At 51.5% G+C, this 21,605-nt stretch carries 27 protein-coding genes and 1 pseudogene; 2 read left to right on the forward strand and 26 right to left on the reverse strand.

Annotated features, from left to right (window positions below; all coding sequences use genetic code 11):
* Positions 1–15 precede the first annotated feature (15 nt).
* The 16 genes and pseudogenes from GJQ69_RS00975 to GJQ69_RS01045 all read right to left on the reverse strand — a co-directional run bounded on the left by GJQ69_RS00975 (position 16) and on the right by GJQ69_RS01045 (position 10,868).
* Positions 16–222 (reverse strand): SHOCT domain-containing protein, encoded by a 207-nt coding sequence (locus tag GJQ69_RS00975; protein WP_086036626.1) that lies wholly within the window; start codon positions 220–222, stop codon positions 16–18.
* Between the two features lie 207 nt (positions 223–429).
* Complete coding sequence (locus GJQ69_RS00980; RefSeq protein ID WP_174192685.1) at positions 430–843, reverse strand: phage holin family protein; 414 nt, start codon at positions 841–843, stop codon at positions 430–432.
* 78 nt (positions 844–921) lie between these two features.
* Positions 922–1,281, reverse strand: a complete 360-nt coding sequence (locus tag GJQ69_RS00985) for a head-tail adaptor protein (protein WP_174192687.1) — start codon at positions 1,279–1,281, stop codon at positions 922–924.
* An 11-nt stretch (positions 1,282–1,292) separates the two neighbouring features.
* Positions 1,293–1,568 carry a head-tail connector protein gene (locus GJQ69_RS00990; RefSeq protein WP_174192689.1) on the reverse strand — a complete coding sequence of 92 codons (276 nt, stop codon included), beginning with the start codon at positions 1,566–1,568 and terminating at the stop codon, positions 1,293–1,295.
* Positions 1,569–1,608: 40 nt separating this feature from the next.
* The gene (locus GJQ69_RS00995; RefSeq protein WP_086036622.1) at positions 1,609–2,805 is read right to left on the reverse strand and encodes a phage major capsid protein; all 1,197 of its coding nucleotides are present in this window, start codon (positions 2,803–2,805) and stop codon (positions 1,609–1,611) included.
* A gap of 12 nt (positions 2,806–2,817) precedes the next feature.
* Positions 2,818–3,684, reverse strand: coding sequence for a head maturation protease, ClpP-related (locus GJQ69_RS01000; protein WP_174192691.1), 867 nt, complete (start codon positions 3,682–3,684; stop codon positions 2,818–2,820).
* Positions 3,644–4,948 (reverse strand): phage portal protein, encoded by a 1,305-nt coding sequence (locus tag GJQ69_RS01005; RefSeq protein WP_174192693.1) that lies wholly within the window; start codon positions 4,946–4,948, stop codon positions 3,644–3,646. Before GJQ69_RS01005 ends, GJQ69_RS01000 begins: the two co-directional genes overlap by 41 nt.
* 70 nt (positions 4,949–5,018) lie before the next feature.
* The gene (locus GJQ69_RS01010; protein ID WP_174192694.1) at positions 5,019–5,348 is read right to left on the reverse strand and encodes a type II toxin-antitoxin system RelE/ParE family toxin; all 330 of its coding nucleotides are present in this window, start codon (positions 5,346–5,348) and stop codon (positions 5,019–5,021) included.
* A complete protein-coding gene (locus tag GJQ69_RS01015) occupies positions 5,345–5,650 on the reverse strand; it encodes a type II toxin-antitoxin system RelB/DinJ family antitoxin (protein ID WP_174192696.1) in 306 nt (101 codons plus the stop codon). The genes GJQ69_RS01010 and GJQ69_RS01015 overlap by 4 nt, the downstream gene beginning before the upstream one ends.
* 83 nt (positions 5,651–5,733) lie before the next feature.
* Complete coding sequence (locus tag GJQ69_RS01020) at positions 5,734–7,335, reverse strand: terminase large subunit (RefSeq protein ID WP_174193619.1); 1,602 nt, start codon at positions 7,333–7,335, stop codon at positions 5,734–5,736.
* 138 nt (positions 7,336–7,473) lie between these two features.
* Positions 7,474–7,700 (reverse strand): annotated as a pseudogene (locus GJQ69_RS09885) (DUF7678 domain-containing protein).
* A 141-nt stretch (positions 7,701–7,841) separates the two neighbouring features.
* Entirely contained in the window at positions 7,842–8,018 is a 177-nt protein-coding gene (locus tag GJQ69_RS01025; RefSeq protein ID WP_174192698.1) for a DUF5049 domain-containing protein, read from the reverse strand.
* Positions 8,011–8,244 carry a DUF4314 domain-containing protein gene (locus tag GJQ69_RS01030; RefSeq protein WP_174192700.1) on the reverse strand — a complete coding sequence of 78 codons (234 nt, stop codon included), beginning with the start codon at positions 8,242–8,244 and terminating at the stop codon, positions 8,011–8,013. The genes GJQ69_RS01025 and GJQ69_RS01030 overlap by 8 nt, the downstream gene beginning before the upstream one ends.
* Positions 8,228–8,938, reverse strand: coding sequence for a virulence protein (locus GJQ69_RS01035; RefSeq protein ID WP_174192702.1), 711 nt, complete (start codon positions 8,936–8,938; stop codon positions 8,228–8,230). Before GJQ69_RS01035 ends, GJQ69_RS01030 begins: the two co-directional genes overlap by 17 nt.
* A 121-nt stretch (positions 8,939–9,059) precedes the next feature.
* Positions 9,060–10,316: a site-specific DNA-methyltransferase gene (locus GJQ69_RS01040; protein WP_174192704.1), complete on the reverse strand. Its 1,257-nt coding sequence runs from the start codon at positions 10,314–10,316 to the stop codon at positions 9,060–9,062.
* The gene (locus tag GJQ69_RS01045) at positions 10,317–10,868 is read right to left on the reverse strand and encodes a P27 family phage terminase small subunit (protein WP_174192706.1); all 552 of its coding nucleotides are present in this window, start codon (positions 10,866–10,868) and stop codon (positions 10,317–10,319) included.
* A 297-nt stretch (positions 10,869–11,165) separates the two neighbouring features.
* On the opposite strand from GJQ69_RS01045, the gene GJQ69_RS01050 reads away from it, so the two are divergent.
* Both GJQ69_RS01050 and GJQ69_RS01055 read left to right on the forward strand, forming a co-directional pair.
* Positions 11,166–11,687 carry an HTH domain-containing protein gene (locus GJQ69_RS01050; protein WP_174192708.1) on the forward strand — a complete coding sequence of 174 codons (522 nt, stop codon included), beginning with the start codon at positions 11,166–11,168 and terminating at the stop codon, positions 11,685–11,687.
* 2 nt (positions 11,688–11,689) lie between these two features.
* A complete protein-coding gene (locus tag GJQ69_RS01055) occupies positions 11,690–12,751 on the forward strand; it encodes an IS3 family transposase (RefSeq protein ID WP_174192710.1) in 1,062 nt (353 codons plus the stop codon).
* A gap of 211 nt (positions 12,752–12,962) precedes the next feature.
* On the opposite strand, the gene GJQ69_RS01060 is transcribed toward GJQ69_RS01055, so the two are convergent.
* The 10 genes from GJQ69_RS01060 to GJQ69_RS01105 all read right to left on the reverse strand — a co-directional run bounded on the left by GJQ69_RS01060 (position 12,963) and on the right by GJQ69_RS01105 (position 21,588).
* Positions 12,963–13,322, reverse strand: coding sequence for an HNH endonuclease (locus GJQ69_RS01060; protein WP_174192712.1), 360 nt, complete (start codon positions 13,320–13,322; stop codon positions 12,963–12,965).
* Between the two features lie 132 nt (positions 13,323–13,454).
* Positions 13,455–13,865, reverse strand: a complete 411-nt coding sequence (locus tag GJQ69_RS01065) for a sigma factor-like helix-turn-helix DNA-binding protein (RefSeq protein WP_174192714.1) — start codon at positions 13,863–13,865, stop codon at positions 13,455–13,457.
* Positions 13,862–14,089, reverse strand: coding sequence for a hypothetical protein (locus tag GJQ69_RS01070; RefSeq protein ID WP_174192716.1), 228 nt, complete (start codon positions 14,087–14,089; stop codon positions 13,862–13,864). Before GJQ69_RS01070 ends, GJQ69_RS01065 begins: the two co-directional genes overlap by 4 nt.
* Before the next feature lie 55 nt (positions 14,090–14,144).
* Positions 14,145–15,509 (reverse strand): DEAD/DEAH box helicase, encoded by a 1,365-nt coding sequence (locus tag GJQ69_RS01075; RefSeq protein WP_174192717.1) that lies wholly within the window; start codon positions 15,507–15,509, stop codon positions 14,145–14,147.
* Positions 15,490–15,771, reverse strand: coding sequence for a PDDEXK family nuclease (locus GJQ69_RS01080; protein ID WP_174192719.1), 282 nt, complete (start codon positions 15,769–15,771; stop codon positions 15,490–15,492). Before GJQ69_RS01080 ends, GJQ69_RS01075 begins: the two co-directional genes overlap by 20 nt.
* Positions 15,768–16,307, reverse strand: coding sequence for a hypothetical protein (locus tag GJQ69_RS01085; RefSeq protein ID WP_236849702.1), 540 nt, complete (start codon positions 16,305–16,307; stop codon positions 15,768–15,770). Before GJQ69_RS01085 ends, GJQ69_RS01080 begins: the two co-directional genes overlap by 4 nt.
* A 250-nt stretch (positions 16,308–16,557) precedes the next feature.
* Positions 16,558–18,897 carry a virulence-associated E family protein gene (locus tag GJQ69_RS01090; RefSeq protein WP_236849703.1) on the reverse strand — a complete coding sequence of 780 codons (2,340 nt, stop codon included), beginning with the start codon at positions 18,895–18,897 and terminating at the stop codon, positions 16,558–16,560.
* Positions 18,890–19,321 carry a DUF7768 domain-containing protein gene (locus GJQ69_RS01095; protein WP_174192721.1) on the reverse strand — a complete coding sequence of 144 codons (432 nt, stop codon included), beginning with the start codon at positions 19,319–19,321 and terminating at the stop codon, positions 18,890–18,892. The genes GJQ69_RS01090 and GJQ69_RS01095 overlap by 8 nt, the downstream gene beginning before the upstream one ends.
* Positions 19,322–19,401: 80 nt before the next feature.
* Positions 19,402–21,342: a DNA polymerase gene (locus tag GJQ69_RS01100; RefSeq protein WP_174192723.1), complete on the reverse strand. Its 1,941-nt coding sequence runs from the start codon at positions 21,340–21,342 to the stop codon at positions 19,402–19,404.
* A 63-nt stretch (positions 21,343–21,405) separates the two neighbouring features.
* On the reverse strand, positions 21,406–21,588 hold the full coding sequence (locus GJQ69_RS01105; RefSeq protein WP_174192725.1) for a hypothetical protein: 183 nt from the start codon (positions 21,586–21,588) through the stop codon (positions 21,406–21,408).
* Positions 21,589–21,605 lie beyond the last annotated feature (17 nt).

Raw genomic sequence — 21,605 nt, forward strand, 5'->3', positions numbered from 1 at the left:
TGATTGCCGGAACTATCAAGCAATTTCCGGCATGATTTCCACGTACAGAGGAGAGAAAGTTCTGCGGTTGATGTCCGTTAATTTGTTGAATTCAGCTTGAGAAATCAGATCGTTTGTAAGCATGATTTCTGCAATTTTCTGGGCGCGGTAGTAATCAAAATCACCCTGCAGCTTTTTCTGTGTAAAGAATCCGGTATGATTCGTTTTTGCTTCTTCTGCCATCGGTTATCCACCTCCACTTTTCACTGGAGATGGAGGAACGACTTGAGCGAAAGAAAATAAAAAAAGCCTGCGGGTATTCCGATGAGGGAACACTCGCAGGCGGGGTGGATGCACAATATGTTATCTTACTGAAATTTGCTTTTCGACTTGTTGGAATCAATAAAGAACCGCCATACCGATATGTCGATTCCTTTGATTCCAGTCATGTTACTTGTCCTCCTTTTCATCACGGTCATGGAGCTGTTCCAGCACAGTCTTGAGCTTTTCCGGTATCGGAAGTCCCAGGTGTGCCGCATTCTCTGTCAGAGACAGCCCTTCGTTTGAGAGATAGAAGAAGATGATTGCCGTCCGGAGCACGCCCGGCTGGCCGAGAACCTGCACGTCAATTACGTTTCCGATTCCGACCAGCAGAAAAATCAGCACCTTCCGGCAGATTCCCCTGAAACCGACCTCGGATGAAAGTTTTTTGTCCGAAACTGCACACAGGACGCCGGTGATGTAGTCGCAGATGACGAAGAGGAGCAGCGCATAAAGCAGGCCGTCGCAGCCGCCGAGAAAAAAGCCGAGCCACCCGCCGATGGCAGCAAACACAAATTGTATGGAATTCCAGAATTCTTTCATGAGACACGCCTCCTTGAATTTGTGCATGAAAAAAGCGGCCGCCCGTATGGACGACCGCTCAAAAGCTTTCTGAAAGGATCAAACGCTTAAAGAAGCCTTGACTTTAAAAACTATCCATTCGCGGTGCTGGTCCGGGTCCATCGGGTCGATGATTGTGTAAACAATGTTGCCGCGGATCAGCCTGCAGGAAGCGGTGATCAGCGGATTATACCGCATGACGACATTCGCCGCGTCAATCACCTGGACGGACTGGGCAATCCATGCTTCGGTTCCGCCCAAAGGATACCATTTGCACCGCAGATAACGGGGCGGATCAGTGGAAAGTGTGTTGCCAAGATCAATCCAGCTTATTGTCTGATGAATACCTGTGCCGGTGACCACTTTCCTTTGAATGCGGATTAAGGTCCGCAGTTCACTGATGTGCATTTTGTATCTCATGGCAGGCGCTCCTAAAACGTGTCTTTGCGGATGCCAAAAAGGATGGCACGGAGCATGGAAGTCAGCTCCTTGAAATCTGCGTTTTCCCGGTTTTCGTACAGATAGGCCACCGCGTAAAGCTCCGCAATCCGCGCGGTTTCTTTTGAAGCAAGAAGCCCCGTTTCGTCTACACGTGCGATATTCATGCATAGTTTCTCCGCTGTTTCTATAAATCCCGTTATCATGGAATCCTCATCTGTAGAGTCAATATGCAGATAAAGCTTTGCTTCATCCAGTGTAATCAGCATGATGTGTCACCGCCTCTGTTTTGCTTATGAATCAGTTGATTCAGGCACTTGCTCCAGCTTTCAGAATCTGGACAGCTTCCGGCAGCACGAGCTTGCCGTCGACACGTTCCTTCGCCACATAGCCAATCATTCCGTTACCGGCAAAGAGCTCGCGGAGTTCCTGAAAACTTCTGGTTCCTCTGTCACCGATGTTGTAGTAGCTGAAATCACCGAAGGCGATCGCGGCTTTTCCGGCTTCAAGAGCAGGCGCATAAGCGGAAGTGCGCACAGCGTAGCCGCAAAGCCTGTCCGGTTCGCCAGCCTGATAGGACGGCTGCCAGATGTAGGCCTGGTTGTTGTCCTTGAGTTTGCGGATTGCCGCGAGGGTGGAGTCATTCAGAATAAAGCAGGCGTTCTTGCGGTACGGGCGCTTCAAGGCATAAATCAGGGTGAGAATATCATCCGTCGCGAGCTTTGTACCACTTAAGGTTACAGCCGTTACACCGCCGCCCTTGTCCGCAAAGATGCCGGTCGGCTTTCCGGTTCCGCTGCCGTTCAGGAAAGCGTCCTCTTCGGCATTGCCGAGCGCCTTGCCGAACTGGTCAATGATGTAGTTTTCCAGATTGAAGGCGTTGTCGTAAAGCAGTTCCTCGGTTACCTTGATGGCCACGTGGAGCTTGTGTGCATCAAGGACGATCTGGTCGAACGTCGCATCTCCGAAAGTCAACGCTTCGCCTTCCTCAATCCATGCCGCTGCGGGTTTCGTTCCCGCAATGTTGATCTTGTGCTCGCCGGACGTAGTGATGGTCGTTGCAAGGCTGCGGAAGATGTTTTCTTCTGTGAGTTTGTCGATAAGGCGGGAGTCCCATTCTTCCGGAACGAGGTAACCGCCGTTCGCGTCAGTGCCTTCCTGCAGAATGTCCGACACCTGATGGAAGCCGCTGCGCATGGCTGTGAGCATTGCTTTCGCGTAGGCGTCAGATGCTCTGCCGTGTTTCTCCGGCTTATTCTCTGTTCCGGCACCTGGCTTCCCGGTAAGGGGAATATTGACCGGCTGGCTCATCTGTTCCTCGATAGACTTTTGGCGGTTCAGCCTGTCGATTTCCTTTGTGAGGCCGGTGATTTCCTTTTCCATCTTGTCGTAGGCGGCTCCGTCTTCCTCAGAAAGGATGCCGCCGCTGCTGCGGTGGGATTCGAGAAATGCCTTTGCCGTTTCCCACGCCTTGGCTCTCTTATTAATTAATTCCTGTACATTCATGATGTTGTCCTCCTATTCAATGAACTGTTTCATGAGGTCGAGACGCTTTTCGAGGTCTTCGACCGATCTGCCTGTGTTGTAAACTTTTGCCTGCTTTTCGTTATCAGGCGGTTTTTCGGAATGTTCCCTGCAGTAGTTGCAGAGCTTCTTGTTCATGGCTGCCGCAGCTCTGTAACGGGAGAAGAGCATGGATTTCGGCTCAACCTCATCGGATTCCTTTTCTGATGTGCTTCTTTCGTCCGGTTCATCCTCAGCAGGTGTTTCGTCAGGCTCTGTTTCCGGTTTTCTACCATAGAGGGAGCTCCTCTCAATCACACCGTCCGCAAAATGCAGCTCGACTGCTTTCCCAGCATTCATCCAGGTCTCTTCATCCATGAGCTTACTGAGTTTATTCCTCGAAAGGCCGGTCTTTGTCTGGTAGGCGTTGACGATGGAGTTTTTCACCTCGTCCAACATTTCGATTGTCTTCTGCATCTCACCGGCATTGCCCATTGCGACTGTGCTCGGATTGTGAATCATGAGCATTGAAACTGGAGACATCAAAACTTCGTCGCCCGCCATCGCAATGACGCTTGCCGCGGAAGCCGCAAGACCGTCAATCTTAATTGTGACCTTGCCCTTGTAGTCGCGGAGCATGTTGTAAATCTGTGCTGCCGCAAAACAGTCACCGCCCGGAGAGTTCAGCCATACCGTGATGTCGCCGGAGCTGCTTTCCAATTCCGATCTAAAAAGAGCCGGAGTGACGTCGTCGTCAAACCAGCTCTCTTCTGCGATTGTCCCGTCAAGGAACAACATCCGTTCTTCCGTTTCCTGTCCGGGATTTGCTGGATCGGGCAGCTTATTTCTTGCCCATCTCCAGAACTTGTTTGTCTTTCCCATCTGTATCCTCCTTGTTTGAATTTTGATTGTATGCGGACCCGGCATCCGCAAGTTTTACCACGTTTCCGTTCAGGACGTGGATATTGCCGCCTTCCTCGTCGGAAAGGAGATCCATGTTCTCAAGTTCCCGCACATCGTTCACGGAAAAAATTCCGTTCTGAATGCCGGTCGAATAACCGTTCATGCGGCTCTGATAGTCTCCCCGCAGGAGCCCGTCTACATTAAAGCGGATGAAGTAGCTTTTCTTTTCCTCCGGAGAGAGGAGCGAGCGCTGCATGGATTGTTCCCAGCGCACAAGCCACGGCTCCAGCGTATAAGTGACAAATTCCAAGCTTTGCTGCTCAATGTTCGAGAAGGTCGCGTGTTCGAGGTCGCCGATCATGTGTGGCGGGATGCGGAAAATCCTCGCAATTTCGTCCAGCTGGAACTTGCGCGTTTCAAGGAACTGCGCCTGCTCCGGACTGATGGAAATCGGCGTATAGGTCATGCCTTCTTCCAAAATGGCGACCTTGTTGGAATTGGAACTCCCGCCGAATCCGGCCTCCCATGAGTTCCTTATTTTCTCCGGGTCTTTCACGACGCCCGGCATTGACAGAATGCCGGATGGATTCGCCCCGTTTTTAAAGAAGGCCGCGCCGTATTCCTCGGTCGCCATTGCCATGCCGATGGAATTCTTCGCCATCGCGATCGGCGAATAGCCGACCAAACCATCAAAGCCAAGTCCCGGAATGTGCAGCACGTCGGAAGGCGTGAGCCTGACCGTCCCGGCCTTCATCGTCGGAGCATCGGATGTGCTCATCTGATACTCGTAGTACAGATGTCCGTTTTCATCCCGATCGACACGCATTCGGTTTGCCATGAGAGGATAAAGTGCCGCGACCTCGCCGCGTCCGTTTCTTATGATCTGTGCGTAAGCGTTTCCCCAAAGAAGAAGGTGCGTCATGAGCGTTTCCCGGAATATGAACGAAGTCATTTCCGGGTTTGGTTCGTCATGAAGCAGCGGATACAGTGGGTGGTCGACAGCCTTTTCCTTGCTGTTTTTGTCTGTATAGCGGTAAAGGTGCAGCGGAAGGCTCGCAATGGCTTCCGAAAGGACGCGGACGCAGGCGTATACTGCTGAAATCTGCATGGCGGAGCGCTCCGTCACCGCTTTGCCGGAAGAACTGTTTCCGAAGTAATAGCGGTAGCCGCTGCCGTTCGTTGAATCCTTAGGCCGGTGTTCTGGTTTATCCCGTGACCGGAAAAGGCCGCTGAAGATACTCATATATAAATCACATCCTTTCTAAAAAAGGGCGTAAGAAAAGCACCTACCTTTCGATAGATGCTTTCAGCAATTAATATTTTATTGTTTCACGGAGCTGCTTTCTGATATCCTGTACGCCATACATGATGCGGACAATATATACCATTTTATCCGTTTCTTTTGGCAGATAGAAAACCAGATAATTGTCTACAGGAAAGAAACGCAGCCCCATACTGTGCCAAGGTTCATCCTCGTATAATCGGTAACGCAGAGGCATTTCACTCAAACTCTTTATATGCTGCAAAATCCGTCCTGCCTGCTTTACCGCTGTATCCGGAACACAGAGCCCGTCTGCAATATATTCATAAATGCTTCTTAAATCCTGGCGCGCTTTTTCGGAATATGCAACTTCCCAGCTCATACTCCAAAGTCCCGCTTCATCTCTTTTTCAACGGTATCTGACGAATAAACCTTGCCTGCCTTTATATCGTCCATACCTTTGTTCATTTCAGTATCAAATTGTTTTTTGGTAAGGGCACCAAAGGCAATCGGAGCATTTGCAGGCAGCTTCATTTCAAATGGAATACCGCGCTGCAGTACGACTTGTCTTAAAAACATTCCTACAGCATTGGACATCGGAATGCCGAGCTGATTGAGTACTTCTTCGGCTTGCTTTTTGATTTCTGGCTCTACACGGGCGAAAACATTAGAAGTTCGTGCCATACAAATCCCATCCTTTCACGGATAGCATAACACAAGTTGGCTGCAATATGCAAGCTAACAGCAAGCAAAAATGAAAATATTATTTACAGAAATAAAATGCCTCTGTCATCGTAAACAGAAGCGCCGTTGTCGTTGCCGCAGCGAATGGCACGGTCAAGCGCCATGATCATTGCAATCGCACCATCGATTTTTTCTGTACTTTTTTCCTTGTCCGCCTTGATGTTTCCGGCAGGGTCGGTGCGGATGAAGATGTTGTCTATCATCCAGCGGAGCACCGGGTGGCCGCCGTGTGCGATGCGTTTTTCCAGCGTGAGATTCATGAGTTCCTTCGTGGGCGGCGACATATCCTTGAAGCCCTGCCCGAACGGAACGACCGTGAAACCCATGCCTTCGAGGTTCTGCACCATTTGCACAGCTCCCCAGCGGTCAAAAGCAATCTCACGGATGTTGAAGCGCTCACCGAGACGCTCGATGAACTTTTCAATATAGCCGTAGTGTATCACATTTCCTTCCGTAGTTTCGAGATACCCTTGCTTTTTCCAGATGTCATAGGGCACGTGGTCGCGCCGGACACGGAGGTCGAGCATTTCTTCCGGCACCCAGAAGTACGGGAGAACCACATATTTGCCGTCCTCGTCTTTGGGAGGGAAAAGCAGAACGAATGCCGTGATGTCGGTCGTGGATGAGAGGTCGAGACCGCCGTAGCAGACGCGGTTTTCCAGTTCCTCTTCGTTTACAGGGAACGCACAGGTGTCCCATTTATCCATCGGCATCCAGCGGACGGCCTGCTTAACCCATTGATTTAAGCGGAGCTGCCGGAAGGAGTTCTCCTCGCTGGGATTTTGCTTCGCCGATTCACAGGCTGCTTCGACTTTATCGATGCCGACTGTAATGCCGAGCGACGGATTTGCTTTCTTCCAGATCTTCGGGTCTGTCCAGTCGTCCGTTTCAGCGGCACCGTAGATGACCGGGTAGAAGGTCGGGTCAACCTTCCTGCCGTCAAGGATATCCTGCGCCTTCTGATGGACCTCGTAGCAGATCGTGTTTGTGTCATTACCGGCTGTCGTGATGAGAAAATATAAAGGCTGCATTCTGGCGTCGCCGGAACCTTTTGTCATGACATCGAAGAGCTTCCGATTCGGCTGTGTGTGCAGTTCATCGAAGACGACGCCGTGGACGTTGAAACCGTGCTTTGAATATGCTTCGGCGGAGAGCACCTGATAGAAACTGTTCGTAGGTTGGTAGATAATCCGCTTTTGAGAAGCAAGAATTTTGATGCGCCGGTCGAGCGCCGGACACATTCGGACCATGTCGGCGGCGACGTCGAACACGATGGCTGCCTGCTGGCGGTCAGCGGCACAGCCGTAGACCTCAGCGCGTTCCTCTCCGTCGCCGCAGCAGAGGAGCAGCGCGACCGCAGCGGCAAGCTCAGACTTTCCCATCTTCTTCGGGATTTCGATATAGGCCGTGTTAAACTGCCGGTAACCGTTCGGCTTCAGAATGCCGAAGAGGTCACGAATAATCTGCTCCTGCCAGTCAATGAGCTCGAAAGGCTTTCCTGCCCATGTGCCCTTGGTATGGCAGAGCTGCTCGATGAACGTCACGGCGTAGTCCGCCATAACCTTGTTGTAGGCGGAACCTTCTGCCATGAAGCGGGTTGGCTTGTAATGTTTCAATTTCCTCATTGCCACGGCGGCATCCTCCTTTCAAGGCAAAATAAAAGGCCGCCTGTCGATATATTCGACTGGCGATACTCACAAATCTATGTTGGTACGAGAGAAAGAGCCGTACGGCTTCTTCTTTCGGAATATTTCTATTCATGTTCAGTTATATTTCTTTACCAAAATCGCATAGGCAAGCTGCGCGGCTTCCGTTTCCGGTTCCATATCCCAACCCCGGTCGTAGTTGGCAATGACCGCGCCGTTTTTTTCAGCATGAGCTTCGAGATTCTGCCTTCGTTTTCAATTCCGTACTGGCTGCCCTGCTCGTAGTGCTTGACCCAGTAGTGAATGATGTGATTTCCGATTTTTAGGCTTCCTTTGCTCCACATGGTCTTTTCCCTCCGTTTTATTCAGATGTGTTTTCCTTTTTGCATATACATATATCACTCTGAAGGGAACGAATAGCAAGTGGATTCCGGAGAATTCTATGCGAGAAGTCAAGCCTTTTAGGAACGGTAAAATTGTGTAGTTTACGCTTCGCTTGTGAGAATGAAATGCACATATTCCTTGCGGTGTTCCTCAAGGAAAAACACCAGCTCATAGAAATCACGTTTGTAGGCAAGGCGCTGGACGGCGTTTACGTCGAACATATTTGTAAGGCCGGTGTTCTGAATCGCGAGAATCTGTTCCTTAATTTTCTCAGTCATCGGAATCCACCACCTTCCGCACGATGTCGATGCCGTAAATTACATTGAGGCTGGAGCCATTATCCCAGTTTACGAGAAGGGAGCCGGTGTCGTCGACTCCAGTGACTATTCCTCTGATGCCGATGGGCGGTGCCTGAGCATCGTCCATCCGAAGGAGTTCCACGCGGCATCCCACTGGAAACTGCCGCTTCACCTTTTCAGCCGTTTCTTTATTCGGAAATTTCATCGTCAGTGGCCTCTTTTTTCGCCCCGTTCCTGAAACTCGAATTTCCTGTCAGGTTCTTCAGCAGAATCTTTCTCTCCTGCTTGTATTCTGGTCCTATGAATCCGAGCCGCAGAAGGAAGCAGCGGAATGCGTATTTCTCATTGTCGGCCGGGTGCTCGGTACTGCTTACCCGTTTTTGGTCTTTCGAGAGTTTGCAGAGGGCGGCAATGAAATGAGTGTATGCTTTGGATGCATCCGATCCCGGCATTTCCGGAAACCATGGGAATGAAACTTTATTCTCACCGATTTCAATCGGCATGTCGTCAATTCCAAGTGCCTTCTTGATAAGCGCACCTTTCGCCTTGAGCAGGTTCGTCAGGTTGCCGGTTGAGACCGCCGCCAGTGGAACCGAAATCGTAAGGCCCATGTTTTCGCCCTGTCCGGCGCCATCCGCCGTTTCAGACTCTTCTCCGGACGTTTCCCCAACTTTGGCAGTGAAGCCGCGCTTGTCAAGCTCTTTGATAAGGTCCTCGGTTCCTTTGCTGTCTGTTCTGTTGCCGAACTCCAGTGTTCCGTTCCGGTCGACTGTGAAGCAGCCGACTTTGTAGGCCGCTGTCGGCATACCGAGGTATTCTGCCTTTCCTTCTGTGATTGCTGCGATGGCATTGACTAAGGACTTCCTGTCTTTTCCTGTTACGTTGTAATCTATTTTCATTGGTATTTGCCTCCTTCGTTTTGGTATGTACATCTATCACTCAGAAGGCCTTATTTATCAAGCAATTTGGGAAATTTTGTGCTGTAGAATATCGCCGAATTATCGGGATGAAATTTGTGTGCTATACACTCTCGATTTCAACGTCTTTTACGAGGTTGGAATAGGGAATCTTCTCGCCATTTCTTTCTACATGCACATCCCATGCATCATTCGTATCCTCTACATACCGGCGGAGGATAACGGAGGCATACTTCGGGTCAAGTTCCATCATGTAACAAATCCGATTTAACTTTTCACAGGCCATGAGCGTGGAACCGGAACCGCCGAAAGTATCGAGGATGACAGCGTTCTCCTGGCTGGAATTCTGGATCGGATAGCCAAGGAGGTCGAGCGGTTTGGAAGTCGGGTGATCTTTATTTCGTTTTGGTTTATCGTAATTCCAGATGGTCGTCTGCTTCCTGTCAGCGTACCACGGGTGTTTTCCATTCTGCAGAAAGCCATACAAAATCGGCTCGTGCTGCCATTGATAGTCGGAGCGGCCGAGTACGAGACTGTTCTTTACCCAGATGCAGACACCCGCGAGATGAAAGCCTGCGTCGATGAAGGCCTTCCGGAAGTTCAGGCCTTCCGTGTCCGCATGGAACACATAAGCCGCGCCGCCTTTTTCGAGATGGTCAGCCATGTTCTTGAAAGAAGAGAGTAGAAAGTTATAAAATTCCTCGCCCTTCAGGCTGTCGTTTTCTATCGTGAGGCCGTCCGAGGCTTTGAAGGAAACTCCGTAAGGCGGGTCGGTTACGATGAGGTTGGCCCTCTTGTTGCCCATGAGCGTGTTCACGTCATCCGCCGAAGTAGCATCACCACACATGAGGTGATGTTTTCCAACTGTCCAGATGTCGCCGCGTTCCACAAATGACGCTTTCTCAAGTGCAGCGGAAAGATTGAAGTCATCGTCCTCGACGTTTTTTCCGGAGTCGTCGTTCATCAGCTTTTCGAGCTCATCGCTGTCGAAACCGAGAAGTGAAATGTCAAAGGACTCATCCTGCAGGTCGGACAGTTCAACGGAGAGCATCTCTTCGTCCCATCCGGCGCCCAGTGCGAGCTGGTTATCCGCGAGGATATAGGCCCGTTTCTGAGCATCCGTCAGGTTTTCGGCAAAGACACAGGGAACGGTGGTATAGCCTTCCTCACGTGCCGCCTGCACTCTGCCGTGGCCGACCAAGATGTTGTATTTGCTGTCGATGACGGCGGGAGAGACAAAACCGAACTCCCGAAGGCTGGCTCTCAGCTGCGCAATCTGTTCTTTTGAATGCGTCCTCGCATTCCGGGCATAGGGCACCAGTTTATCGATCGGTACCTGCTCAAATTTGGTTGTATCCATTTATATTCCCTTTCTGGCGCGGAGCAGCCGTTCCATGACGTCATCCTGCGGATTGAGGCCGCCGTATTCTGTTGAGCAGTTCTCCTTCACAATCTGGAAGATTTCATCCCACAAGCGGTTGGCCTGATTCATATAATTGATGCCGATGTTTATGAAGGGAGAGGGAATAGGCTTGCCGGTTGTCGGATGCTTCGAAAGGTATCCGAGCCTTGTCGTCATCTCTTCACACTGAATCCATCTTGCGGAGCACATCGCGTAGCGTTCCAAGAGCTGCGGCGAAACTTTCTGCGCGATACCGATTTTTTGGAGCCACTCCCAGGTTTCCCGGTAGATTTCACCGGCTTCGAGTGTCGAACCGTCATGCTGCTTGGCAGAAAGGAAGTCATGTGGCGTCGGCATGTCAGCACCTTCCATCTCCGGAATATCCAGTACCTCAAGCGGTCTGCCGCCCGGATTTCCGTTCGCGGCTTTCTCGGATACTGCAGATTTTTTGCGTCCAGCACCCGAACGTCTGCCGCCGCGGCCGCCGGTATTATTCGATTTCGTCGGCATATTTCTCACCGCCTTCTTTTATTACCCTTTTGAATACGCTTTTTTCGCGCGCGTGAGGGGACGGCGCTTTCCGCTGAAGGAGTGTTTCATGATTTTGACCGCCCCTGATCCGTACCCCGAAATTTGGACAGTCATTGATTGAAATTCGAGAGTGTGAAATCAAAATCATCACACAAATCGCAGAGTTGGAAATCAAGTTTTCGGACAGATAATATAGTTTGCATCCACAGACCGGACAGATAATGCTATAATATCTGTATTTGAAATCATTTCTCTCTGCAAAAGGAGGAATTATCAATGGCAAACAGCAGTAATCGTGGGGGTTCACGTCCTGGTGCAGGCCGTAAGAAAAAGAATCCTGACGGCACATATGAGCATGCTGCGTTCTCTGCAGAACAACTCAAGGAACTCACGGACTCGCCTCATGTGGCATATGTCTCAAGCAAAACAGTGTCATACACAAAAGCTTTTAAAGATGCAGCTTGGCAACGGTACTGCGATGGGGTCGATCCGATACAGATTTTTTCTGAGGTCGGCCTCAACCCGGAGACATTAGGACGTGCACGCATTCTCGGCTTTTTTAAGCTTCTGCGGCAAGCAAAAGGACGTGGCCTCGAGTTTACCGAAGGAAATGATCCTTATCCGGATGACAACGAGGATGCACCTCCACTGCCAGCGCCGCCTCGTAGGGCAAACAAAGGGCATCCTCCATTGATGAGCGAGTCAGAAATAAACCATCTCGCTGCGAAGGTTGCCTACATGTCCCAAGAGATTGAGTTTATAAAAAAAATTATATTTGCGGAGAAGAAAGGGAAATAGCCATGTATATGAATGGTTCCCCAGAAGTCCGCTACCGCATCATAAATGAAACCATTAGCCAGGATGACAATCTTCTGAATATTTCTTATCTTTGTGAAATAGCAGGCGTATCTCGTTCGGGATTTTATTACTGGCGTGGACATCAGACCGAGCGGACAGCATCCGATGAGGCCGATCAAAGAGACTTTGACCTCATTGTGGCTGCATACAATTTCCGCGGATATTCAAAAGGCGCACGCGGTATACACATGAGACTGCGGCATCAGGATCCCCCGGTGCTTATGAACACAAAGAAGATTCGCAGACTGATGAAAAAGTATCACCTCGTATGTCCGGTACGAAAGGTAAATCCGTACCGCAAGCTCGGCAAGCGTCTACAGGAAAACAGGACAGCTCCGAACATACTAAACAGACAGTTTAAGTCATTTGGACCGCGCACTGTTCTGCTGACGGACATTACATATATTCCGAGACCGGTACACCGAGATAGCAGCCAACGAGCTTACTATTATTCATACGTCTGTGTGATCATGGACGCATTCACAAAAGAAGTTTTGGCCTGTACCTGCAGTAACTCCTGTGATACAGATTTCGTCTTGGACACCGTAAATCAACTGATGGAAAAGCATGGGTCTGAACTTCACACGGACGCCCTGATCCATTCAGATCAAGGATGCCAATACACCAGTTCTAAATTCGTTGCCATTCTGAATGATTACAACCTCCGTCAATCCATGTCCCGCAGAGGAAATTGTTGGGACAATGCACCGCAGGAAAGCCTATTTGGACACATGAAGGATGAACTGCCACCGGTTGGATCTTATGGACATGCAGTAATTGCTGAACGTGTTTACGCTTGGATTGAGTATTATAACAACGACCGGTATCAATGGAGCCTTGCCAAGCTCTCGCCGTGTGAGTACTACAAGTTTGTCATGACGGGAATTTATCCGTTGGATACATTTGGGGGCGCTGCCCCCAACCCCCCGGAGTTTAACGCTTTTGTTTCCGGGAAAGGCAAAGAAAAAGACGAAGCCAAAGCTCCGCCTTCCCCGCAAACCTGACAGCCCGCTCGGGTCGCTCTCCAGCGTTGCCCTATCCTGTCTGTCAGTAAAGCAGGAACATTATATCACGGATTCAGCTTTCGGATTTCAAGTTTGATTATTTTGTCCGAACAACGGGGTACACTTCACCCCGCCGGGCGGTGCAAAGTGTATATATTTTGGCTTCAACCGTATATGTTTTGGTCTGTACCACATTTTGCTACAAACCTAATCACCCATGTGTGTGTCTGTCACCCATTTCAAGATGAATTTTTGTGTGGCAGGACTGGCAGAGGCTCATAAGGTTGCTTTCCCTGTGGTCACCGCCTTGAGAGACGGGCAGAATGTGATGCACCTCTTCCACAGGTGTCAGCCGTCCTTCCTTCTGGCACCGCTCGCACAGCGGATGCGCCGCGGCGTAGCGGTCGCGGATCCGCTTCCAAGCTCTGCCGTACTTTTTGTTTGTGTCGGGACTGCGTGTGTATTTGTTGTACTGCTGTGCGGCAAGCCGCTGATGCTCCTCGCAGTACTGCCCGTCCGTGAGGTTGGGACAGCCGGGGTAGGAGCATGGACGCTTTGGTTTTCTTGGCACTGCGCCACCTCCTTCGGACATACAAAAAGCCCTCACAGGATTGCTCCCATGAAGGCCGTTCTGTATTCTGCTTCGCTATTGTAATGATATCACAGGACGGGTGTGCCATACTGTGTCAAACCGTGCCAACTTTCAATCCGGGACAATAAAATTCTGCAAAGCCGACCCGTGTATGCGGTGTACCGTGCGAAGCGACACGTTCAGCATCCGTGATATCTCCTCCCAAGAGCAGTTGTCCAGGTAGCGGTAACGGAGTACCAGCTGCTCCTCACGGCTGGTGAGCCTGTCAATTGCCGTGTTGATGGTTTCCTTGAGACACACCAGATACGCCACCTTTTCCGCTACATCCCTTTGGATTGCATCGATTTTCTCAAGGCATCGGACGAAAGGTGCCTCTGTCGGACGGTTTGGATTGTAATGGGGTTCAAAATTGCTGCCTGAGATGCCGCTCGATAGTTCCCTCCAGTAGTCAATCTCACGCAGGCGGCAGTTGATGAGTGCGTCCAGGTGCCGCGCCTGGTTCAGATATTCTTTTGCGGTCATGCGTCCGCCTCCTTCTGCAGGGAGCGGATCAGCATCTCACCGTCTACACTTGTAAGTACCGAAAACCAGCTTGAACGAAAAAATCTCTCTATTTCGCCTTTGTCCGCCAGAGCGGATTTGTTTCTCGGATTTGCTTTGAGACATTTCAAAGCCGTCCGGTAATCCTTCACCGCATGGAGAATGATGGCGTTCGCCAGGTTCTCATAATTTGTAATGTCGCTCATATTCGTACCTCCGAAATTTTGATTCTCGGATTGGCACGGATTTTCTTAGATTGTCTCAGATTTTCAAATCCGCTTTCACAGCGTCGATCAGTGCCGTCTGGGTATGCTCCTTCTGGGAGAGAGTTTTCACAATCCGCTCGTCAATCGTGCCTTTGGCAACGATGTGCTGTACCACCACGGTTTTTGCGGTCTGTCCCTGCCGCCAGAGACGGGCGTTGGTCTGCTGATAAAGTTCCAGACTCCAGGTCAGCCCGAACCACACGATGGCCGAACCGCCGCTCTGGAGATTCAGCCCATGTCCCGCCGATGCCGGGTGAATCAGCGCCACTGGAAACTCGCCATTGTTCCATCTGCGGATACTTGCGGTGTCATCCAGCCGGGAGAACGGGATATGCAGCTTGTGCAGCCTTTCCGAAATACGGATCAGGTCATGCTTGAACCAGTAGGCCACAAGAAGCGGTTTGCCGTTTGCGGCTTCGATGATGTCCTCCAGGGCGTCCAGCTTTCTTTGGTGTATCTCCAGAATGCTCTCATCATCGGCATAGATTGCACCGTTTGCCATCTGGCAGAGCTTTCCCGAAAGAGAAGCGGCGTTTGCGGCGGTTATTTCCTCACCGTCCAGGTTCAGCACCAGTTCCTTCTTCATCTTTTCGTATCTGGCAGTCTCGGCGTCCGACATCACCGCTTCAACCTGCGTCTCGATTTTCTCTGGCATCGTCAGGTGGTCGGTACATTTCATGGAAATGGTGATGTCGGATATTTTCCTGTAAATCTCGTCCTCGGCTCCCGGAAGAAGTCGGTAAGAGTAGACGATGGGACCGTTCATCCTGTCAGGAGTGAAATAAGTGTAACGGTACTGCCCGATAAATCTGCCGAGGCGTTTTCCCATATCCAGCAGTTTAAACTCCGCGAATAAATCCATCAGTCCATTGCTGGAGGGTGTGCCGGTCAAGCCAACGATACGTTTTACCTTTGGTCTTGCCTTCATGAGTGCCTTGAAACGCTTTGCCTTGTGGTTCTTGAAGGAGGACAGCTCGTCAATTACAATCATGTCAAAGTCAAAGGGAATGCCGCTGTCCTCGATTAACCATGGAATATTTTCACGGTTGATAATCGTAATATTCGCTCCGGCGTTCAGAGCCGCCAGCCTTTCTGCGGGAGTTCCCACCGCGACCGAATACGTCAGCCCTTTCAGGTGATCCCACTTTTCGATTTCCGCAGGCCATGTGTTCTTCGCTACCTTGAGAGGCGCGATGATCAGAACCTTCTGCACCTCGAACAGCTCATACATCAGCTGATTGATTGCCGTCAGCGTAATGACGCTCTTGCCCATACCCATATCCAGCAGTATTGCGGTGATGGGATTCTTCTCAATGAAGTCGGCGGCATATTTCTGATAATCATGTGGAGAGTATTTCATCAATCACACCTCCGATCTGCTCGATACTGTCAAGGAGATAAACTTGAAATCCTAATCGCCTTAACATCTCATGCCTTGCCAGCTGTAACGGACGCGGCTTTTCTCCGGGAGCCTTGACTTCCACAAAGCCGATATGACCGCCCGGTAAAAGTACAATGCGGTCTGGCATACCATCGAAACCGGGTGAGGTGAACTTCGGCGCGATTCCGCCAGCCTGTTTGACCGCCAGAATCAGCTTCTTTTCAATTTCTTTTTCTCTCATGGGCGTATCCTTTCTATGGGGTCGGCCAATTCAAAAGCGGCATAGGCGGCAGAAACAAAATTGTCGAGAGGTTTACCCTTGTAACTCCAGGCGGTCTTGCCATCTACACATACGCTGTAGCGATTGCTGCCCTTGTTGTTGATAAACACCTTTCTGCCCTGATAAGTCAGCTGATAGTTTCCACACCAGTTCTTAGTCCACTGACGACGTGGAAAGCTGCGCTTCCGTTTGGCTCGGTTTTTCATCAGCCGCTCACGCTCTCTGGCGGCGAGGATATCGCCCTCCATAATTCCGGCGCAGATACAGCCGACTGCAACAGGTTCAAAATACTCATCATGGCTCATCACATGAACAAATCGTACTTGCGCACAATCGCAGAGTTCACAGGTGAACAGTTCAATGTGGTCTGCATCCTCCTCTTCCTCGGCCACATCGTAAATGTAGTCACAATACCAGCCGGAGAGAGGCGCCCCCCATTCCTGAAGCCGCTTCTGACACCTGCGGACATATGCACTGTCTATTTCATACATTGACATTTTGATTTACCTCCGTGTTCTTAAAAACCTGAAAATCCTTACGCGCGTGCGTATGCGTGATTTACGGGTTCTGTATAGTCTTTTTTATACATTTCCAATTTATATGCTTTTTCAGGAACACAGGAACAGAGCCTGTAAAGCTGCCTTGCGGCGGCACATTCGGTGTGTTCCTGACGGCGTTCCCGGAGTCTCACCTGGGAACACTGCCGGAAGTCGGGAACTGTTCCTGATTCGCACCGTTCCCGAAAAATCAGTCAGGAACATCGCCGGGAACAAAGACGAACTGCGCTCCGTATGGCTTGACGCGCTCCTTTTTCTCCTTGCGCACCCAGCCGAGTTTGGTCAGCATGGCTGTGAGGTTGTTGGATTCGGCACGGCCAAGGCTGCCCTGATCCTTCCCGAAAAGCTCACACCAGATTTCCATGTTGCAGACCCGTGTTCTGGCGACCGTGCCCACACGGCCGATATTATTCACTCCGGCGAGGAAGGACCGGCGGTCAAAAATATCCATACTCTCCCAATCCTCCGGCAGAAGGGTTTCAAGATACTCGCGCACTAAGCCTTCCCGTTCATCGGATTCCAGAGCCTCCCGCTGTTCTTCCTTGGCGAGTGTCTCCATTTCGGGAGCGAGATGCAGCTTTTCGCCGTCCTTTACAAGCACCAGCACCTCCGCCCAGATCTGGCGGATATCCTCATCGGTGAGTTCCCAGGAGTGCTTTGCGCCGCCGCCCGGCGTTTTGACAGGCCAGAACCGGCGGTTGCCAGTGGTGTCCCGCAGATATCCGGATTCAGCGTTGGTAGTGCCGAAGAAAATGCACTGCCTCGGATGCGGCGTCGCCCGTCTGCCGAATGCGGCGCGGTAGATATCGTTCTGCCGGGAAAGGAAGGAACGCAGCGTCTCCACTTCCGCTTTGCGCAGACCTGCCAGCTCGCCGATCTCCAGAATCCAATAGCCTTGTAGCTTCTCGGCGGCGGTCTTGTCCTTGGTATCGCTCAGATTCAAACTGTCAGAGAACCACTCGCCGGCAAGGCGGGAGATAAGGGTAGACTTGCCGATGCCCTGAGGACCGTTCAAGACCAGCATGGTATCGAACTTCACGCCCGGCTCCTGCACACGGCGCACGGCGGCACACAGAGTCTTGCGCGTTACGGCGCGGACATAGGTGTTGTCTTGTGCGCCCAGATAGTCGATAAGAAGCGTATCCACACGGGAAATGCCGTCCCACTCCGGCAAAGCCGCCAGATACTCCCGAATGGGATGATAGGAGCGGTCGTCCGCCACCTTGGTTACGGCAATTTGGTAGTTGCGCTGTGAAAATGTACCGTAATGAGAATCCACATAGCTGATCAGCTGGGCATCGTCGGCATCCCGCCAATATTTAGACGGATGCTGCCATGGGACAGGGCCTTTAATCTCCATGCCGTCCAACTGTTGGTTGAATACGATATTCTGGAGCTGCGGGTCGTTCTGGAGGATCAGCGTGATGTTGTGGAGATTGTTCTTCAGCACCGTGGAGCGAGGTTCGTACTGAAAACGCTTCTGCCAGTCGGTATCCTCGCTGCCGGAGAAATCCGTCTCGGCATCCGCCATTTTTTCGCTTGCCGCCAGCAGCTTCACTTCATCCTGCTGCATGGCGAAGTTGCACATTGCCTTGTAAGCCGCCTTTTCCTCTAAATCGCCGAATTTATGAATGCGGACGATATCAAATGCGTTACACAGCTTGAGGTATGCAGGGTCCTTGGCATGGTGGCTGTAGACGAACTTCTCCTCCTTGATCTCCACACCGGCCATACTGCTGGATTCAATCAAATGCCAGCGGTTCTCGTTATCGGTCGGCTCATATACATCGGATAGGAATACCTCCAGTGCCTTTGCGATGGGATAATAGGCGCGGTTGAACAGCCCTACAACACCTTCCTTTGTCAGAGGATCCTGCACCTTCTGCCGGGTGATGGCATTCGCCTTGCTTTCTCTGGAAGAGGTGGGCAGTCTTGTGGGGTCAATCCATTCCGGATGCTTTGCGAGGATCGCATCGGGGTCAAGCCAGCCGCTGTTCGTCTCTTTATACACAAAGGAGCCGTTAGCCGGCGTGGAAGGCCAGTACATCAGCTGATTGGGCTGGTAGGAGCATTCGTCAAAATAGTCGATGCCCAGCATCTGAGCGAGGTAGCGGGATACCGCCACAAACTCTTCCGGTGTCACATCCCTGGTCAGCGGGAACACCAGCCGGACACGGGGATTTTCCTCCGTGCTGCTGTGGGTGGTGTACAGTGCGGATGTATAAGGGCAGATTGTTTCGTAATCATTAAGGAAAGCTTTATCAATGCGGTCGCCGTCAAGCGCCGCCATCGAGCGGCTCTCCACGGTATCGACCTTTCGTCTGCCGCCCTTCAGCACGCCAGCCACAAAGCCGCCGTGGTCTTTGGCGGTGTCACGCTGGGCGCGGCTCATCTTCGCATATTCCTCAGCGGACTCGGTGGTGCGGATGGTCACTTTGAGCCGTTCCTTCAAATCGTCAAACCTTATGGTCTTGTTTACCCATCTCTTTGCCTGCCGGTTGTTGCCGTAGGCGATGTTTAATTCACGCATAATCGGTTACCTCCTTGCAGTTTTCTGTAAAATAGCGCAAGCGGTAATCTTTCCACTTGGCACGCTTGATTTCAGCCTCCATACCGGCTGAGATGGTGCTGCCAAATACCCACACCTCGGCGCATTTGCTCATGATGGCGGTGCCGAAGAATAGCCCAAGCTGGCGTTCCGTGGGATTGTTGTCATCAAGAAATTGCGGAAACAACAGGTGTGGCGCGACGGGTATGCAGCCATTGTCCACGGCAAAACGGCTGTAGCGCTGCGCCGCCGCAATATTCTCGTCCACAGCCCCAGAAAACGGAGAGCATATGTAGACAATCGGCCGAAAAGCCCGCAGTGCGCGTTCCTCCTTTTCAATCAGAGACAGGGCTTCATAGGTGGTCGGGTCGTAATAGCCCTCGCTGTTAAACTTGTTTATACTCATTTAGAAACTCCTTTCACGACGGGCTTCTTGTTCATCTCTAATACCCACTGGAAAAAGGGAAGCCCATCGTACAAAACATCTCAATCTTTTTTATAGAAATCCGTTTCGTATCCATCAGCGCGGAGCAGCAGCCCCTTTGCCCACGGCGGCGTTCGGCTCATTTGTTCGCAGATGGCTTGCAAAGAAACACTCGTATCAGCTTCGATGACCAGTTCGTCATGGATGTGCATGACAATATCACAGCGGCGAAGGGCCTGCATGGCGTAGCAGAGGATATCGCGGGAGGTCGCTTGGACGATGTTTTCCACGAGCTTTGGCCCGTAGGAATCCAGCCGTTCCCATTTCTTTGTGCCGCCGATGCCTTCATAGGTAATACAGTCGCCGCCGAACTTGTTTTCACCGATGCGAGGTTTCACATAGGCAAGGCTCCTGCCAGACGGCAGGGTGACAAACAGCATTCCATTTCTGGCGGAGAATACGATGCCGTGTGTTTTCGTGGTGGTTTTACGGATAACGGCGTCCATCACAGCACGGTCAACCGCCCACCAGAATTTCACAATGTGGGGATTGGATTGCCGCCATGCGGAAACCAGAGCGGGAAGCTCATCCTCCTGAAGGCCCATCTCCAAAGCGCCCATAGCCTTGAGCGCACCGACGCTGCCACCGTAGCCCAGCGCCAGCTCTGCAATTTTGCCCTTTTGCCGCAGGTGACCGTTGATGCCGTGCTTCTCAACAGGCACCTTAAACATCTGAGACGCCGAAGCGCAGTAGATGTCGCCGCCTTTGGCGAAAACGTCCTGCCGCCACTGCTCGCCGGCAAGCCACGCAATGACTCTGGCTTCAATCGCGGAGAAGTCCGCCACAATGAATTTTCGATTTTCCTGCGGTACGAATGCCGTGCGTATCAGCTGGGAAAGGGTATCCGGCACATCCTCGTAGAGCATTTTTAGCGCATCGAATTCGCCGCATCGCACAAGAGCGCGGGCTTCCGCCAAATCTTCCAGATGGTTCTGCGGCAGGTTTTGCATTTGAATAAGCCTGCCCGCCCAGCGGCCGGTTCGGTTGGCTCCGTAAAACTGGAACATTCCGCGAGCACGACCGTCGGCGCAGACGGCGTTTTCCATCGCCTGATACTTTTTCACGGAGGATTTCGCAAGCTGCTGACGGAGAGCAAGTACCTCGGCAAGCTCTGGCGGCGCAGTTTTCAAAAGCTCCGCCACAGCCTTTTTGCCGAGCGTGTCCGTTTCCATGCCGTTTTCCGCAAGCCACTGCTTCATCTGCTGTACCGAGTTTGGATTATCCAGCTCAGTCAGCTTTTTCATGGCCGCAGTCAATTCGGAGCGGGAATGCCCGTCCATTTGAATGGCCTGCCGCACCAGTTCCATATCCAAGCAGACGCCGCGGTCGTTGATTTTTTGGTCGAGATGATATTCCTCCCAAGTGCTGTCCGGTACCGGATACTTTGCGAGCCTCGCCTGAATGGACATTTCCGTTTCCACGTCGCGGGCGTTATATTTTTTGAACGCCGACCACTTTTCCGGCGCGTGAGCCGGCAGGTTGCGGGTGCGTTCTCCATTGGCTTTTGTCGGAGCGCAGGGCTGGCAGAAATACTTGATGAGTTCTTTGCCCTCGGTGAGCTTTTGCTTTTCCAGCCCCAGCACCGCGCCGACGCCCTCCAGTGAAAGCGGCAAGCCCATCGTCGCCGCCCATACCATCGAGCAGTGCCACGAAGCAGGGGCAATATACTCGCCGGTCGGCAAACCGATATACCGCGACAGGCACACTCTTTCAAAGCCGGCGTTGAACGCCCATTTTGTCACGCTTTCATCTGTAAGTGCGTTGAGGATATCCGCAGGGATTTTCTCACCGCAGGCAAGGTCGATGACCTGCACCGCACTACCGTCCACGCTATAGCCGAACAGCAGAATTTCAAAATCCGGTGCTTCGACATAGCGGTAAACACCTGATTTGGCAAGGTTTACACTGGAATATGTTTCAATATCGATACTGAGTGATTTCATAAGCAACCGTCCTTAATAGAAACAAGGCGGCAAAGCAAGCTCTGCCGCTTTGTCCCTGCTGTTTTACTTAAAGTCCGCCATGCGCTTTTCGTGGTATTCAAGGTCGCGGGCTGCCTGCGCCTTCTCTCGTTTTTCGCGCTTGCGGTCATATATTGCGCTCTGAATCACAGAGACAAGAAACCCGACACTGATGCAGAGCCAGATGGCGATAAGGGCGGTAACTAAAACGGTCTGTAAGGTTGTCATGTATTTTCACCTTTCCT

Source organism: Caproicibacterium lactatifermentans (genome assembly GCF_013315815.1).
In the GTDB taxonomy this organism is placed as follows: Bacteria; Bacillota; Clostridia; order Oscillospirales; family Acutalibacteraceae; genus Caproicibacterium; species Caproicibacterium lactatifermentans.

Excerpts from the sequence above, each read along its gene's own strand:
- GJQ69_RS00975 (WP_086036626.1), bottom strand. The coding sequence starts at position 222 with ATGGCAGAAGAAGCAAAAACGAATCATACCGGATTCTTTACACAGAAA.
- GJQ69_RS00980 (WP_174192685.1), bottom strand. The coding sequence starts at position 843 with ATGAAAGAATTCTGGAATTCCATACAATTTGTGTTTGCTGCCATCGGC.
- GJQ69_RS00985 (WP_174192687.1), bottom strand. The coding sequence starts at position 1,281 with ATGAGATACAAAATGCACATCAGTGAACTGCGGACCTTAATCCGCATT.
- GJQ69_RS00990 (WP_174192689.1), bottom strand. The coding sequence starts at position 1,568 with ATGCTGATTACACTGGATGAAGCAAAGCTTTATCTGCATATTGACTCT.
- GJQ69_RS00995 (WP_086036622.1), bottom strand. The coding sequence starts at position 2,805 with ATGAATGTACAGGAATTAATTAATAAGAGAGCCAAGGCGTGGGAAACG.
- GJQ69_RS01000 (WP_174192691.1), bottom strand. The coding sequence starts at position 3,684 with ATGGGAAAGACAAACAAGTTCTGGAGATGGGCAAGAAATAAGCTGCCC.
- GJQ69_RS01005 (WP_174192693.1), bottom strand. The coding sequence starts at position 4,948 with ATGAGTATCTTCAGCGGCCTTTTCCGGTCACGGGATAAACCAGAACAC.
- GJQ69_RS01010 (WP_174192694.1), bottom strand. The coding sequence starts at position 5,348 with ATGAGCTGGGAAGTTGCATATTCCGAAAAAGCGCGCCAGGATTTAAGA.
- GJQ69_RS01015 (WP_174192696.1), bottom strand. The coding sequence starts at position 5,650 with ATGGCACGAACTTCTAATGTTTTCGCCCGTGTAGAGCCAGAAATCAAA.
- GJQ69_RS01020 (WP_174193619.1), bottom strand. The coding sequence starts at position 7,335 with ATGAGGAAATTGAAACATTACAAGCCAACCCGCTTCATGGCAGAAGGT.
- GJQ69_RS01025 (WP_174192698.1), bottom strand. The coding sequence starts at position 8,018 with ATGACTGAGAAAATTAAGGAACAGATTCTCGCGATTCAGAACACCGGC.
- GJQ69_RS01030 (WP_174192700.1), bottom strand. The coding sequence starts at position 8,244 with ATGAAATTTCCGAATAAAGAAACGGCTGAAAAGGTGAAGCGGCAGTTT.
- GJQ69_RS01035 (WP_174192702.1), bottom strand. The coding sequence starts at position 8,938 with ATGAAAATAGATTACAACGTAACAGGAAAAGACAGGAAGTCCTTAGTC.
- GJQ69_RS01040 (WP_174192704.1), bottom strand. The coding sequence starts at position 10,316 with ATGGATACAACCAAATTTGAGCAGGTACCGATCGATAAACTGGTGCCC.
- GJQ69_RS01045 (WP_174192706.1), bottom strand. The coding sequence starts at position 10,868 with ATGCCGACGAAATCGAATAATACCGGCGGCCGCGGCGGCAGACGTTCG.
- GJQ69_RS01050 (WP_174192708.1), top strand. The coding sequence starts at position 11,166 with ATGGCAAACAGCAGTAATCGTGGGGGTTCACGTCCTGGTGCAGGCCGT.
- GJQ69_RS01055 (WP_174192710.1), top strand. The coding sequence starts at position 11,690 with ATGTATATGAATGGTTCCCCAGAAGTCCGCTACCGCATCATAAATGAA.
- GJQ69_RS01065 (WP_174192714.1), bottom strand. The coding sequence starts at position 13,865 with ATGACCGCAAAAGAATATCTGAACCAGGCGCGGCACCTGGACGCACTC.
- GJQ69_RS01070 (WP_174192716.1), bottom strand. The coding sequence starts at position 14,089 with ATGAGCGACATTACAAATTATGAGAACCTGGCGAACGCCATCATTCTC.
- GJQ69_RS01075 (WP_174192717.1), bottom strand. The coding sequence starts at position 15,509 with ATGAAATACTCTCCACATGATTATCAGAAATATGCCGCCGACTTCATT.
- GJQ69_RS01080 (WP_174192719.1), bottom strand. The coding sequence starts at position 15,771 with ATGAGAGAAAAAGAAATTGAAAAGAAGCTGATTCTGGCGGTCAAACAG.
- GJQ69_RS01085 (WP_236849702.1), bottom strand. The coding sequence starts at position 16,307 with ATGTCAATGTATGAAATAGACAGTGCATATGTCCGCAGGTGTCAGAAG.
- GJQ69_RS01090 (WP_236849703.1), bottom strand. The coding sequence starts at position 18,897 with ATGCGTGAATTAAACATCGCCTACGGCAACAACCGGCAGGCAAAGAGA.
- GJQ69_RS01095 (WP_174192721.1), bottom strand. The coding sequence starts at position 19,321 with ATGAGTATAAACAAGTTTAACAGCGAGGGCTATTACGACCCGACCACC.
- GJQ69_RS01100 (WP_174192723.1), bottom strand. The coding sequence starts at position 21,342 with ATGAAATCACTCAGTATCGATATTGAAACATATTCCAGTGTAAACCTT.
- GJQ69_RS01105 (WP_174192725.1), bottom strand. The coding sequence starts at position 21,588 with ATGACAACCTTACAGACCGTTTTAGTTACCGCCCTTATCGCCATCTGG.